Origin of the sequence: Dehalobacter sp. TeCB1 (genome assembly GCF_001707455.1) — a bacterium.
GTDB classification, from domain to species: domain Bacteria; phylum Bacillota; class Desulfitobacteriia; order Desulfitobacteriales; family Syntrophobotulaceae; genus Dehalobacter; species Dehalobacter restrictus.
The window spans coordinates 111,063-124,842 of sequence record NZ_MCHF01000067.1 but is presented as its reverse complement, the minus strand read 5'-3'; the positions used below and the strand labels follow the sequence as shown (position 1 = coordinate 124,842).

The 13,780-nt window shown below is 42.5% G+C and carries 13 protein-coding genes; 4 read left to right on the top strand and 9 right to left on the bottom strand.

What is annotated here, in order from left to right:
- Positions 1–24: 24 nt before the first annotated feature.
- Positions 25–1,113 carry a glycosyltransferase family 2 protein gene (locus A7D23_RS14995; RefSeq protein WP_019226428.1) on the bottom strand — a complete coding sequence of 363 codons (1,089 nt, stop codon included), beginning with the start codon at positions 1,111–1,113 and terminating at the stop codon, positions 25–27.
- Between the two features lie 70 nt (positions 1,114–1,183).
- Here A7D23_RS14995 and A7D23_RS14990 point away from each other — a divergent pair, with 70 nt between their 5' ends.
- Complete coding sequence (locus A7D23_RS14990) at positions 1,184–2,272, top strand: DNRLRE domain-containing protein (RefSeq protein WP_019226429.1); 1,089 nt, start codon at positions 1,184–1,186, stop codon at positions 2,270–2,272.
- Here the strand turns inward: A7D23_RS14990 and A7D23_RS14985 are convergent.
- Positions 2,239–3,339: a glycosyltransferase family 2 protein gene (locus A7D23_RS14985; RefSeq protein ID WP_019226430.1), complete on the bottom strand. Its 1,101-nt coding sequence runs from the start codon at positions 3,337–3,339 to the stop codon at positions 2,239–2,241. The two genes, A7D23_RS14990 and A7D23_RS14985, sit on opposite strands and share 34 nt — an antisense overlap.
- Before the next feature lie 148 nt (positions 3,340–3,487).
- Here A7D23_RS14985 and fliB point away from each other — a divergent pair, with 148 nt between their 5' ends.
- Complete coding sequence (fliB, locus tag A7D23_RS14980; RefSeq protein ID WP_019226431.1) at positions 3,488–4,732, top strand: flagellin lysine-N-methylase; 1,245 nt, start codon at positions 3,488–3,490, stop codon at positions 4,730–4,732.
- A gap of 86 nt (positions 4,733–4,818) precedes the next feature.
- Here fliB and A7D23_RS14975 read toward each other — a convergent pair whose 3' ends face one another.
- Positions 4,819–6,060, bottom strand: a complete 1,242-nt coding sequence (locus tag A7D23_RS14975; protein ID WP_019226432.1) for a hypothetical protein — start codon at positions 6,058–6,060, stop codon at positions 4,819–4,821.
- A gap of 219 nt (positions 6,061–6,279) precedes the next feature.
- On the opposite strand from A7D23_RS14975, the gene A7D23_RS14970 reads away from it, so the two are divergent.
- Entirely contained in the window at positions 6,280–7,179 is a 900-nt protein-coding gene (locus tag A7D23_RS14970; RefSeq protein WP_019226433.1) for a glycosyltransferase, read from the top strand.
- A gap of 126 nt (positions 7,180–7,305) precedes the next feature.
- Here A7D23_RS14970 and mscL read toward each other — a convergent pair whose 3' ends face one another.
- Both mscL and A7D23_RS14960 read right to left on the bottom strand, forming a co-directional pair.
- The gene (gene mscL / locus A7D23_RS14965; protein ID WP_019226434.1) at positions 7,306–7,710 is read right to left on the bottom strand and encodes a large-conductance mechanosensitive channel protein MscL; all 405 of its coding nucleotides are present in this window, start codon (positions 7,708–7,710) and stop codon (positions 7,306–7,308) included.
- Positions 7,711–7,795: 85 nt separating this feature from the next.
- Positions 7,796–9,967 (bottom strand): ATP-binding protein, encoded by a 2,172-nt coding sequence (locus A7D23_RS14960; RefSeq protein WP_242871546.1) that lies wholly within the window; start codon positions 9,965–9,967, stop codon positions 7,796–7,798.
- 185 nt (positions 9,968–10,152) lie between these two features.
- Here A7D23_RS14960 and A7D23_RS14955 point away from each other — a divergent pair, with 185 nt between their 5' ends.
- Positions 10,153–10,572, top strand: coding sequence for a response regulator (locus A7D23_RS14955; RefSeq protein WP_068884392.1), 420 nt, complete (start codon positions 10,153–10,155; stop codon positions 10,570–10,572).
- 230 nt (positions 10,573–10,802) lie between these two features.
- On the opposite strand, the gene galU is transcribed toward A7D23_RS14955, so the two are convergent.
- From galU to A7D23_RS14935, 4 genes are all read right to left on the bottom strand, one after another.
- Positions 10,803–11,717 (bottom strand): UTP--glucose-1-phosphate uridylyltransferase GalU, encoded by a 915-nt coding sequence (galU, locus tag A7D23_RS14950; RefSeq protein WP_068884389.1) that lies wholly within the window; start codon positions 11,715–11,717, stop codon positions 10,803–10,805.
- Positions 11,718–11,919: 202 nt separating this feature from the next.
- The gene (locus A7D23_RS14945; protein WP_068884387.1) at positions 11,920–12,222 is read right to left on the bottom strand and encodes a lasso peptide biosynthesis PqqD family chaperone; all 303 of its coding nucleotides are present in this window, start codon (positions 12,220–12,222) and stop codon (positions 11,920–11,922) included.
- 17 nt (positions 12,223–12,239) lie between these two features.
- A complete protein-coding gene (locus tag A7D23_RS14940) occupies positions 12,240–12,719 on the bottom strand; it encodes a lasso peptide biosynthesis B2 protein (RefSeq protein WP_068884384.1) in 480 nt (159 codons plus the stop codon).
- A 39-nt stretch (positions 12,720–12,758) separates the two neighbouring features.
- Positions 12,759–13,697: a hypothetical protein gene (locus A7D23_RS14935; RefSeq protein ID WP_068884380.1), complete on the bottom strand. Its 939-nt coding sequence runs from the start codon at positions 13,695–13,697 to the stop codon at positions 12,759–12,761.
- Between the last annotated feature and the right edge of the window lie 83 nt (positions 13,698–13,780).

The following is a 13,780-nucleotide window of genomic DNA, read 5'->3' as shown; positions in this document are numbered from 1 at the left end:
CATCATCTTTGTATAACATCATCTTTAATTTTTACTGACGACACTGCCCAGTAAAGTTTCAAAATATTTTTGATTATGCAGAACCAGCTTGTCATCCGGCTTATACTCACCGGCCTTCTTGTTATAGCGGATGGCCTCCGCCAGGTTACCGGATTTGAAGTAACAGGCGCAAAGCTCCATACACGGAATATAACCGTAACAATCATGGACGACAGACCCCCAGCTTTCTTCCGGCTTTTTTATCGTGGTTGCCAGCTCATACCAGAATATTGCCTTGGGATAATCCTCCGCAGTTTTATACAAATGACCGATCTGGCAGCAGACTTCTGCCCTGGGAAGATCGTGCTCCATACTTCGCAGCAATGCTTTAAGCGCATTTCCCCGGTCATTTTTGCTCAAATAGCAGTTGCTCATATCGATGCTGGCATCAATATAATTAGATAGAAGCCCTCCTTCGGTATCGAGGAATTTGTCGTAGTATTGAATGGCTTCGTCAATTCTGCTGTTAATATAAAGCTCCCGTGCGTAATAGAAACAATTTCTGTCGCTTAAGATCCGGCCTTCGGAAATAATCTTTTCAAAGATCTCTAGATTTCTTGCGGTCTTCCGTTCAACTTTTTTATGGGTCACACAAATGTCCGAGTTGATAATGTTTCCTTCAATTTTTATATATTCGTGAATCGGGTCTTGCCAGGTATAGTTCATCGACCTTTTCAGGAGTCTTTCCCGGAAAAAAGTACAGACAGCATTCCCTTTATCATCAACGCCAAGGTTATATCTCATCATCACAATATCCACTTGCGGATTCAGGGTCTCTTTCAGCTGCCGGAGCTTATTCCTGTCATCCTCCAGCAGCACATCATCCGCATCCAGCCAGAGAATATAGTCCTGGGTAGCTTGGGCAAAAGAAAAATTCCTGGCTGCTGCAAAATCATCTATCCAGGCAAAATCATAGACCTTAGCTTGATAACGGGCAGCAATCATTTTGGTTTGGTCCGTAGAACCAGTATCCACAATAATTATTTCATCGGGTATATCTCTGACACTTTCGAGACATCTTCCGAGCGTCTTTTCCTCATTTTTTACAATCATGCACAGGCTAATTGTGACCATTGCTTTCTCCTTGAACTGTATCAAATTTACAATTCATACTATGTGAATCAAGCAAGTCTGGTGAATCTTGATGCGCAATCCGCGGACAAGCGGAATACTATATAACGTAGAAAAGCTCGTTCAAAAAGGAAAGGTGATAGGATTGATTCACACGTTTTACGCGGCAGCCGATGCCTATATAACCAATCTTACCCCAACTGCGAATAACGGAAAGACAGGTGCGATGTATACAGGCCTGGATCCGTATTCCAGTTCAATCTATAGAAACTTGCTAAGGTTTGACCTCTCCATGCTTGAACTAAATATTACCATCCAGAAGGCGGTACTCCGGCTTTATCTGACTACGCGTTATCAAGCAGGCGCGCCGCAGCAGCTGGATATTTACCGTTTAACCGCTGCCTTTGAAGAAACTGCTGTAACCTGGGATAATGCTCCCGGATCCGTTTTAACTCCTGATTATACGCTGGTTGATGATAACAACCCTAATGGCTATATCGATATCGCCATGACCGATCTGGTGAGAGACTGGTATACTACACCTGCCGACAATTATGGCATTATGCTTCAGACTACAGAGCTTACAAATTCCCTTTTGGCCTTCAGGACAAGAGAATATGCCGAAAGTGCCATGTGGCCTATGCTGATTGTCGAGTATTCCCTGACCCATACCGTCATTTACACCAGTCCTGTCATCGGTGACTTCTCCTATTTATCCACAAGCTTTGTTTTAGAAGGGCATGCCTTAGAAACAGCTTATACAATCACCTATGATTCAGCGGCCCCTACAGCAGGTCTTGCTATCGTGGAGCAAAGCCAGGATGATGATACTTGGGCCCAGTCAACCTCCATTAGTTTGGACCCTGGAGAAACCAGAACAATGAATGTTTCTACACCTATGGTCTATGAAAGGCTGTCATTTGTAAATGCTGCAAGCGCCGCTATGACGGATACCGTCGGCAGTACAATCGATGTCAATACCAATATTGATAATTCCAACGAAACTGCTTTACGTTACGAATCATCGAATACGCTTCTTCCTATTGACCCTGATACCGGGGTTATGACGTTAGCAGTTGCGGATACGACGACAATTATTATAACCGCCAAATACCTGGATAACTTCAACTACTTTAGCTTTGAAGTAATTGCAGCCCCTTGATAGCCAAGGCTACTAAATAACATGCGGTTGAATACGACTCCCGGATTATCCGGTTTGTATTGAGCCGCTTTTTCATTGTATTTTTGTGCTTCTTCCATATCCCCGATCCTGTAATAACAGTAACATAGCTGAATATTCGGGATAAAACCCCAGAAATCATGCAGGACGGTATTCCAGCTGATGTCAGGCTTTTTGAGGGTAAGCGCCAACTCGTACCAGCCAATTGCCTTCGGGTATTCTGCTTTTTCCAAATATAAGCTCCCAATGTAACACAGTGTCTCAGCGCGCATACTGCCGTATTCAAAACTCCGGATCAATGTCCGGAGCGCTTTTTTCCATTCCTGAGCCCGATGATAGCAATCGGCAAGGTCCAGACAAGCCAGTATCGCATAGTTTTCAAACATATTTTCACTGTCCAAATAGCGATTGTATTGCTCAGCGGCCTCCTCACAGCGGCTGTTGATATACAGTTCCCTCGCATAATAGTACAGGTCCCTGGCGCTGATTTTGCTGCTTTGTCTTATGAGTTTTTCCAAGATCTTTAAGTTTCGGTCGCTTGTACCGCGTTCTTTACAATGCGTAATGCAGATTTCAGTATGAAGAATATTGCCGCTGAACTCAATACACTCATGAATTGGATTGCACCATTTGAAACCGGCACTTCTGTTAATCAGCCGTTCCCTGTAGAATGTGTCGGTCTCATACCCTTTTTCATCCCTGCTAACATTGTATTTCATCATCACAACATCAAAGGACAGCGGTATTTCCTGCTTTAATTTCATAAGAAGTTGACGATCCTCTTCCAAAATTACATCATCAGCATCCAGCCACAGGATATAGTCCATCTGAGCCATGGAAAAAGAATAGTTCCTGGCCGCAGCAAAATCATCAATCCACGTAAAATCATAAATCTTCTCGGTGAATTTTGCTGCAATTTCCTTAGTTCGATCAACAGAACCGGTATCCACAATGATAATCTCATCGACAATGCCTTTAATCCCCGTCAGACATCTTTCCAGTGTCAGTTCCTCATCCCGGACAATCATACATAAACTGATTGTAATCATCGCGCTCTCTCCGGTGCTTTATCATTTTTCTTTGCTATATTTTTATGTTGCGGAAATTGTTATGTGCAGTCTCAACCCGGAATATGGTTACATAGGATAGTCATATGAATATAGTGGTATGAATATAAACCACGATGAGGTGCATTTCATGACCGAAGCAAAAAGAAAGGTTTTGTCCCCTTCCTATCTCAAAGCCTTCAGCTGTATTGCCTCAGCCTGTGAAAACTCCTGCTGCATAGGTTTTAACATCCGAATCGATCCTGAAACCTTCAGCAAATATAAGATGGAAAATGATCCCGTCATCCGTAAGTTATTTGAAGAAAATATTTATATCATCCGCAGTTCAACAGCAAAACAGGATTATATCACCATCAATCCGACCAATGATTATCGTTGTCCTTTCCTCACGGAAGAAAGACTGTGCTTCCTGCAATGCCGGAAAGGAGAACAGTACTTATCCGAGATCTGCGCTTCCTTTCCGTGTATAGGCAATATTTTTAACGGTGTCCTGGAAAAATCAGCAACTCTAGCTTGTCCGGAAGCGGCGCGACTGGCTCTGTTACAGACTGAGGCGATGGACTTAATCGAAGTTGAAGAGCCTAATGATACCCGGAATTTTGTTTACAATTTGCTGAACACCGAAGACGAAATATTTCAGAATAAACCTGCGAAGCACCTGTCTGAACTCAGAGAATTCACTTGGAGTATCCTGAAAGACAGAAAATACCATTTAGATGACAGGGTTGTTTTTCTTGGGGCCTTTATGGAAGAGGTTGACCGGCTGGAAAAAGTGTCTGCTGTTGATAGAATCCCTGATCTCATTTTGAGCTACACAGCTCTTTTTACAGATGCTTCAGCAATGCAGGATATAACAGCCATTCCTGTTTCTCCGGTCCCACGTATTTCCCTGTTTCTACCTCCTGCAATCCGTGTGATTCTTCCCTCGATTGAATCAGACCGGTATCTGCGTTGTTTCAGTAAATTCTTAGAAGGAATTCGTTTTTATGCTTCAACAAGTTATACCCAAGTTGCTAAATGCTATGAAGAAGCCTATCAAAGGTATTACTCCCCTTTTATGCGTGAACATGACTATATCCTGGAAAACTACCTCTTAAATTATGTTTTTATGAAGCTGTTCCCTTATGACTTGAATGGGAATTCAGTTTATTACAGTTACTTGCTGCTGGCAGTTAATTATGCCTTGCTCAAAATGCAGCTCGTTGGAATATCGGCTTATCAGCAGGAACTGACCGTTGATACTGCCATCATGGTGATTCAATCCTATACAAAGGCTATCGAACATAAATACCCGATTCTCCATAACCTAATTCAAGTGCTGAAACAAAACCATTTGGATTCTCTCGCCCATATTGCAGTTTTTATCAAGGATTAAACCAAAGACACTTTCGAATAGCGAGAAGCTCACCCGTAATAATACAGGCAGGCTTCTCTAACGCTCATCTTATACCTATTTGACAATCAAGGATCAAGAGGCTGTTGCAGCGGTAGATAATTACTGCTGAAAAGTGGGTCTACAATTTGGTCACTGACCACAGTAGGTGTTGTTCTTGACCAAATAAATACCTTTCCTGGAGTCGCGCCGGATACTTCGATTTCTATCTGGGTGTTGGGCAATTTTTGATTGAAGAAGATGCTTGTCGTGCAGTAAGGTGGCAAGGTAACCGTTGATTTGAAAGTTGGACTGAGAAGTGTCTTGGGACAGACATCTACATTAAAGACCGAAACATTAATGGGCCCGATAGTGGATGCACTGTTGTTCATGACTTTAACATCCAGGATATTCCCTACACTGGCGTTACTGAGTTTGAACGGTCCTGAAGTCTGGGCGTTGGCAGCACCTAGACTTGCTTCTATCGCTGCTACTTCAGATTTTATTTCCAGTAAGCCAAAGGTGGGACTCAATACAGCGTTTTGGATCTGGAAGATTTCCGTTTTAATTTCTGCTAAGCCAAATGTCGGACTGAACACTGCCCCTTCGATTGCGGCTACTTCGGATTTTATCTCCTGCAGACCAAACGTTGCTCCCATCATGCTCGTGAAAATACCTTCAACCAGCGTGCCTATACTGAAGACTTCCGTCTTGATCTCTGCCAACCCAAACGTTGGACTGTCTAGCTTATTTTCGATATTCTCAACCGTGAATTCAATAACCTGAACTTCGGACTTAATCTCCTGCAATCCGAAAAATGGATGATTCACTGCTTTTTCTATCGAAAATATCTCAGTTTTGATTTCTGCAAGCCCAAATGTCGGGCTTTCCAACAGTTTTAGGATTTTCTTGCAATCAGGCCAATGCTTGGGACAGCAGCCTTTTTTCTTGCAGAAAAATTTAAACGAACTGCCAAAGAAAAACAGGGCACCTACCGCAGTTACGCTTATTTTCAGATTTCTTACGATCACAATCTTTTTTCTACCTACCTGATCTTTGGGACTGGTTTGATTATCAACCTTGCTCTTGTGAAGAATTTTTATTGTCGCCCCACCTAAGAAGAGTCCCGACAATACACCAATACATATGATTGTTGTATTCACAGCTTGTTTAATTGTAGCAAAACGTGCGTATAGTCCGGACTCAGCTGCATATCCAGTTTCTGTTTGATTATTACGCAATTCATCTTGGATTATCTGCAAGTGACATAAGAAATTTGCCAAAGATATTTTATCCAATATTTTTTTACCATTTTGGTAGTCATCAGACACCACAATACCTCCTTTGTATTTCTAATATTATCCAATTTTAGTACGTGCTTATTAATATGATTTTGAGAAATTTATTGTGAAGAAAAACAAGCATTTTCTCAAAATAATGGAGATATCTCAAACAAGCTCAACCTAGTTTTCATACAATATGCTGTAATAGCTTCTAAAACATGCTCCAGAAGTATTTGAAACAAGATATGGAAAGAGGAAGGGAAGACAATGATTCCACCTTTCATCAGTTATATTACATTTAACCGCTTGGGCCTGACCGCGAGAAATCTTGATTCGATCCTTGATACTTCAGAAGAATTTGAAATGCACATCATCGACAGCAATTCCAGGGATGATACCTGGGAATATTTAAGATCCCTTCAGGACCCGCGCATCCAATCCGTAACCAGGCTTCCTCTAAACTGCGGACCCATTTATCCCCTGAACTTAAATCTTTCCAGAAGAAAACCGGAACAATATTTTTTAACCATTGACAGTGATGTTTTTATGATCAGCAAGAAATGGATTTCACGTTTTATGGAGGTTTTTGAGACGTTTCCTGAAGCAGGACTTCTGGGCGTTAAAAGAGGAAAACCTTACCCTCGGTATTACCCTCCGGTTATTCCTAGAGTTAAAGACAACATTCATTATTTACAATTAGAAAACGGTCATATTGACGCTCCGCTCGACTTTGTTCCAGGCTGCTGCCAAGCCTTAAGGCCGGAATTAATCAATCAGATCGGTTATTGGAACGAAGAATGCTGTTATGGTGATTCCGAACTATCTGCGCGGATCTGTTGTTATACTGATTTCAAGGCAGGTTTTATCGATACCGTTGAAATTGAGATGACGCAGTCCATTAACTGCGCCGAATGTCAGGCTGAAAGATGGTGCAGCTTGAATCATCCGATAGACACCTGTTTCGATATCTGGCGCAGATATTATATTAATAGAGCTGCCGCCGCAAAATTCCGGCCGAACTTTCTCAAGGTATTCCAGGAACTTAAGCAAGGAAAAAGGTCAGCCTATTCAGCCTCAATGTCCGATCCCGAGTCAACCCGAAAAAACCTGTATCACCAAAACTGGGCAATGGAAAATATCAGATATTATATTCAAAATTCCAATTAAGAAATGAAGCAAGAAACGAAAAGAATTGATGCAACAAAAAAGCACCTTTCCACCATAGGAAAGATGCTCTTAACCATTCAATTCGTTGTTCACAGCTTCATTTTATGTTAATCGATCTATGCAAAATTACCTGGATTTCAGGATATCCCTTATCTCCGTAAGCAGGATTTCCTCATTAGAAGGTTCCGGAGGTGATTCGGGAGCGGGCGGCTCTTCTTCTTTCTTTTTCCTTAATTTCATCAACACTTTCAGCATAAAGAAGATGGCCAGTGAAATAATCAGAAAATCAACAATCGATTGAATGAATGCGCCATACCTGATCGCTGCTTCCGGTACACTGTCTGTAGCTTCCGTAATGACAATTTTCAGATTGGCGAAATTAATCCTTCCGAGCAAGAATCCGATAACCGGCATCAGTATATCATTAACCAGAGACGTGACAATCTTCCCGAAGGCACCGCCAATTATTACAGCTACCGCCAAATCGACAATGTTACCTTTCATGATGAACTGTTTGAATTCATTAACCATCGGATCACTCTCCTCTGTTACCATTATAATCAAACAAACTGTCTTGCACAACGGCGTCTCGCCGCTCCTTGCCATCCAAAGAATATTATTCCCAATGTTCCAATAAACGCTGCACTGTACTGATCAATCCGGTCAGATCAGTAGAATATTGTATATAGCTTACTTGCTGGTTCCCACTGTACTGTATTGCATCATCCGTTTCTTTAACCATCGATGGCAGCTGTATTGATGTCACAAGCAGCAGGATCCTGGAATCGGGCCAATGTGTGCGGCATTCAGCAATTAATGCTGACGTCTTTGGGCCGCCCTCCCCATCCGGTGATTCGGCAATAACGACTTTGGGATAAATTTCAAAGGAACCCATTTCATCGGAACCTTGTAGCGCCCTTTTCAGGCCCGAAATCGTTGTCACTTTTACCCCAGTGCTCAAAAGGGCCTGCTCCAACGGATAATTAAATAAATTATCTTCCAGTGCGATCAGGACGTCGGTCTCACTGTTTTTTTGGTTTGCCGCCGGGGGGAAACTCATTGAAAAGACAGCACCGCCATCTTCCCTGTTAAAAGCCGTAATTTCACCGCCATGATTATGTACGATGGCCCGAACAATGGGGAGTCCAAGACCGGTTCCCCTTTCTTTCGTTGTAAAAAACGGACGGAACAAATTTTTCATGGCTTCCGGCGTTAATCCCGGCCCGTTGTCTATGACATTGATACAAACCTGATTGCCGCGTTCTTCCAGCCGAATGATTACTCTTCCCCCGGCGTCTGCAGCCTGGACTGCATTTCGTACCAGATTCAGCATGACCTGCGTTAATTGTCCCGGATCAGCTGCCACTGGTGAGACCTTTCCTGTTTCCAGAATAATATCTGACTTTGTGCCCATAGCTTCTCCTTGAAACAGCGGCATCAGTTCCTGGAGAAAAGCAACCGGGTCAATCGGTTCGGCTTCAATGTTGGATGGTTTTCCAAGCAGCAAAAATTCATTCAATAAACGGGTGACCCTGTCAAGTTCCCGCAAAACCAGGTCTTTATAATTGCGTGTTAGTTCAGGATCTTTCTTGCGTCCCATGAGCTGTAGAAGCCCGCTTGCCGCACTGATTGGATTACGCAGTTCATGCGCCAGGACGCCCACCATCTTTGCAGTCGCCTCAAAACGCTCAGCCTGACGGGCACTCTCCTGCCAGTGGTAATAATCCGTCCGATCCTCCAACAGCAGCAGCCAGCCTCTGACTGTCGTTTCTTCCAGCAATGGAGATACCTGCCAGTCAACGCGGCAAATGTCGGAATCACTGTACTTATCCGGGAAAGAATCCATTTGCCCACCAACCGGGATAACGGTATTGGAACGGATATAACCCAGCCACGGTCCCGGCCAATCAGCGATCGAGCTTCCGAGCAGGTCAACATTTGCACCATTCATCAATTGCTCTGCCTGTCTGTTGGCATAGATAATTCGATAATGACGGTCAATCATAACAACTGCACTGCCAACCGCACCCAAAAGTACATCCAGCTGTTTTTTGAGCAACCGGCATAAACAAACCCCATCAAAAGCAATTATACACTCTTCAGCCATTAGAGGGAGCAGAAATTCCGCCCGGCTGAAATCACGAGGCTGTAAAACGCCTAACTCTCCGTGTAAATTACCTTGGTTGATTTCAAAGATCGTTGTTTCAAAAGAATATCTGTTTAAACGGGCAGCCTCTACCGCACGCTCATCTCCTTTGATCAGTAAGGCAGAGAATCCTGAGTCTGCATACTCTAGCCAGCTCCCCTCTGCATCAAGCAGGATCATCAGGGCATTTAAAATAAGCTCAAGCAATTGATCCTGAACATTTTCTTCTCCGTGACAAAGAGATATAACAGTATGGTTCAATTTACGCAGCGCAGATAATTCAACAGTCCGTATCTCTCCGCTAAATCCGGCCAGCGCATTCTGGAAGCTGCTGAGCATATCCGCAGCTAAACGGGCCCGGTCAGCCACGGAAAAATTTGATTTTCCCTGCCGGCAGGAAGAGCACTCCACTGCATCCAGAAAGAAACCATCATTCAATGGCCAGCGAACAGGTTGCCGGCTGAAAGGTTCATACGTCTGATGACAAATGGGGCAGGACTCAGGCCTTTTCGTTAATAACGTGCCATCTTCAGATACAATCATCAATTTCAAATGTAAGCCTGTTCCGATACATTCCAAAAAAATGTTCCAGCGTTCCGACTTGATCATTTCGGCTGCCTCAATCCACTCGGACACGGTCATGGTCCTCCTTTGCCTCTCCTATCTGTACATAAGCAAATTCGACCAGAATTGATGATTTCCTTCCAGATATTACACTATTTTTTCCATGTTAGTCTGATTAAGGAAACACGACTCGACACTATTCGCTCAATCCCGGTGTTATACTGAAATTAGTCCTAATCCATATTAATTTGGAGGATTGACACATGAATAAAATATTGGTCGTTGAAGATAACCCCGTTATTGGAATGGTTATTCAAACCGTGTTAACCGATGAAGGACATCAGGTTGAAGTGCGGAAAAGCGCCATGGAAGGTCTGTACCTGATGTACACCGGTTTTATTCCTGATTTAGTCCTTACTGATTTGATCATGAGAGAAATGGATGGCAGAGATCTTATCCAAAAAATGCGTAATGACAAAAAGCTTTGTAGTATTCCTGCAGTCATTATTACGGCTTCAATCCCTAATGCAGAAAATTTGCCTGATAAAGATCAATTCCAGGGTTTGCTAAGTAAGCCCTTTGACCTGGAAGATTTAGTCGAAACCGTTGACAAACTGGTCAATCATCAAACACTTGCAGCCAATAACACTGCACTTCAGGCTTCGACACCGGTCGCAGTATAAAGACTGATAAATCTCTCAATTGAATTGAACTGATGAATAAAGACCACCCCCTTATTGAAAGTAACCTGTTATACAATAAGGGGGCAGCTTTATTTGGTATCATGATTTGCACAAAAAATTACAATATAAAGGAGTGTGCTAACTATGATCGGAGGTGTATTTCGGTTTACGGTCAATGTTGTGCTCACTGCTGGTCTGCTTTCTGTTTCCGACTTCCTATCCGTTGCTTCTTAGGAAGCAGCAGAATCGCTTCTCTTTTTGGTTTGTTTTGCTTTATTTCTTTCAAGATACAGTTCATCCAGATATTTTTCAAACTTGTCCCCAAGATTCGGGGATTCCAGTGCAAATTCAACCGTCGCCTTTAAGTAGCCAAGCTTATCGCCTGCATCGTACCGTTTTCCTTCTAAGAGGCAAGCGTATACTTGTTCATGTTTACTTTGCGCCCGCAGCGCATCTGTAAGCTGGATTTCCCCTCCTGCTCCAGCCGGGATTTTTTCAAGATATTCAAATATTGAAGCGTTGATCAAATACCTGCCCATAATAGCGAGCCTGGAAGGGGCTATCAACGCAGATGGCTTTTCAACCAAGTCTTTAACTTCCCAGACATTTCCCCAGTTATCCTGCGGATCAACAATCCCATATTTATGTACCTCACTATGTGGTACTTCCTGAATACCGATCACGGTCGACGATGTCTCTGATGCAACATCGATCAGCTGTTTGATTGCCGGCACCTTGGACTTGATAATATCGTCTCCGAGCAGGACAGCAAACGGCTCTTTGCCCACAAAAGACTTGGCGCAAGAAATGGCATGTCCCAGCCCCAATGCTTCATTCTGCCTGATATAGTGAATGTTGGCTAAAGAGGAGAGATTCTTTATTTTTTCCAGGATTTCCAATTGGCCATTCTTCTCCAGATGAGCTTCCAATTCAGGTGAGCGGTCATAGTAATCGACAATGGACCCTTTTCCTCTGCCGATAATAATCAAGATATCTTCGATTCCGGAAGCAATCGCCTCATCTACAATATATTGAATGGTCGGCTTATCAACAATCGGCAGCATCTCTTTCGGCAAAGATTTCGTCGCTGGCAGAAATCTTGTCCCCAGTCCTGCTGCAGGGATTACGGCTTTAGTAACTTTCATGGATGAACCTCCAAATATAAAAATAAATATCATTTTTTATATTAAGTAATTCTATAGTAAAAAAAATAAAATTTTTATGCGATTAGCTGGAGATTTTAAATATTTAAGACGGTAAACTAATCATGCCATAAAATTATATATTTTTCCAGATATTTTTATTTTTAAAACAATAGCTTGTTAAGCAGCATAACATCCGTATCTTTCACTTGATTTCATTTAATTGCAGCAATCCTTCTTCATAAAGTCTGTTCATGAACTCAAGCACATGTTCCTGACAAGTTTGCTCTTCTACCTCATACTCATCGATTAAGCGCTTGATAATATCCTTTACAGCCTGTTCTTCCTCCAAGAGCTCCCATATTCGGCTACCTACAGAGTCCAGTGCTAAGTACTGTCCCTTTTCCAGGTTCATCATGACAATCTCCCCGCTTACCTCTGTTGTAGGGAGATCATTTGGCCTTACGACATATGATTCCAGGTTAATCTTTTTACGATTCGCTGCCATGATATCAATGCTTCCTTTCAACTTATTTGAGATGATGATACTTTAGCAAATTGTGCCACTACCTTAAAACGGTCCTTTTCATCGTTGCCGGTAATGATAAGTTCACCACACCTCAGCCAGGCATGCGCCAGCAATTGATTTGTTTCACCTTTGTCCAAACCTAAATACAAGGTATATGGGATCCCAAATATTCTTAAATAGAAGAGTGCTGTAACCGCTTGAACCAAACACTTACTTTCCCAAGGCGTATAACGGCTCACCAAGCTGACTGCTCTTCCAATTTTCAGTGCTTTTCTATATTTTTTTTGATCCATTGTGCTCGGTGAATCCGCCATCTTCTCCCCAATAAGCAGCGTTATATATTTAAATGGAATGATGAGAATCAAAAAACGTACAATTCCCAGAAGCAGGAACGAAGAAATCAGCAGTAACTTTTCTTTCAGTGAGCACTTGATAAATCTTATATTGCTAAATCTTTTATAAGAGGTCAAATGCATCAAATCCTTTGTTTATAAAATCTAAATATTAAAATTGTATTAATTATTCACGATATCATGACTGATTCTTATCAGTTCTGCTTTAATTAATGAAATCTGCTGCTCCGTCGTAAATAGTTTATTCGGCCTAATCAACTGATAAACCGGGGTTCTATTGGCAGCATCCGCACACTGAATAAAATGGGCCATTTCCAAACCAAAATAAGGCAGCAGTTCTGCGCGATAGGTATGCTGCAGCAAGGCAGACATTTTTCTGCTTCCTTGCAGTTGACGAATACAAACCTCATGACACTCTTCAGCCTTCAGCTCATAAATCGCGGTTAGTTTTGCGGATTCCCGATAAAAACTCTCCCTGGAAGGCAAAAAATACTTATCGCCCCTGGTTAAACTTACTTGGACCAGAGAATCAACACTGACTCCAATGGAATCGGCGCTATCGCGCCATATTTTTTGCTGCGGATAGCTGGGTTGTACCCAGACCGAATCCTCTTTGATACACAGCACAGCAATATCATCTGTTAATAGACAGTGGCCTTTTTCTCTGAAGGCCAACGAAAGCGTTGATTTCCCGGCACCGGAGATTCCGGTCACCAGAACGCAATTCCCATCTATCATGACAGCTGTACCGTGAATTGGAAGCAAACCTCTGAGCAGTAGCAATGAACCAAACGCCGTACCGAGTAAATACAGCTTTATGGCAGAATAGCTCGCACCAGCGTAGGGTTCGACGACAATTGTTTTCCCATCCGTTATTAAATATTTCGCAACTCCCCGGATATTTAAGAGTAATTCCCGGCGAGATGCTTGAAATAATTCATTTTTTTCTAGCACATCATCTATTTCTCTAGGTACTGTACCATGAATAATCTCTATCTCACCTGTTTCATCGCTAGGAAAGAGTTCATCCAAAGTAAAATCAGAGACCACATTTAAGCCAAAGATTGTATATTTTTTTCTTGTGCTGCTCAATTGCTTCATCAATGAACTCTACCTTTCAACGATTTCAACAATGAAATACAAAAGAGAGAGTGCAGCGAAACTGCAGTTTCGCTGCTTCCTCT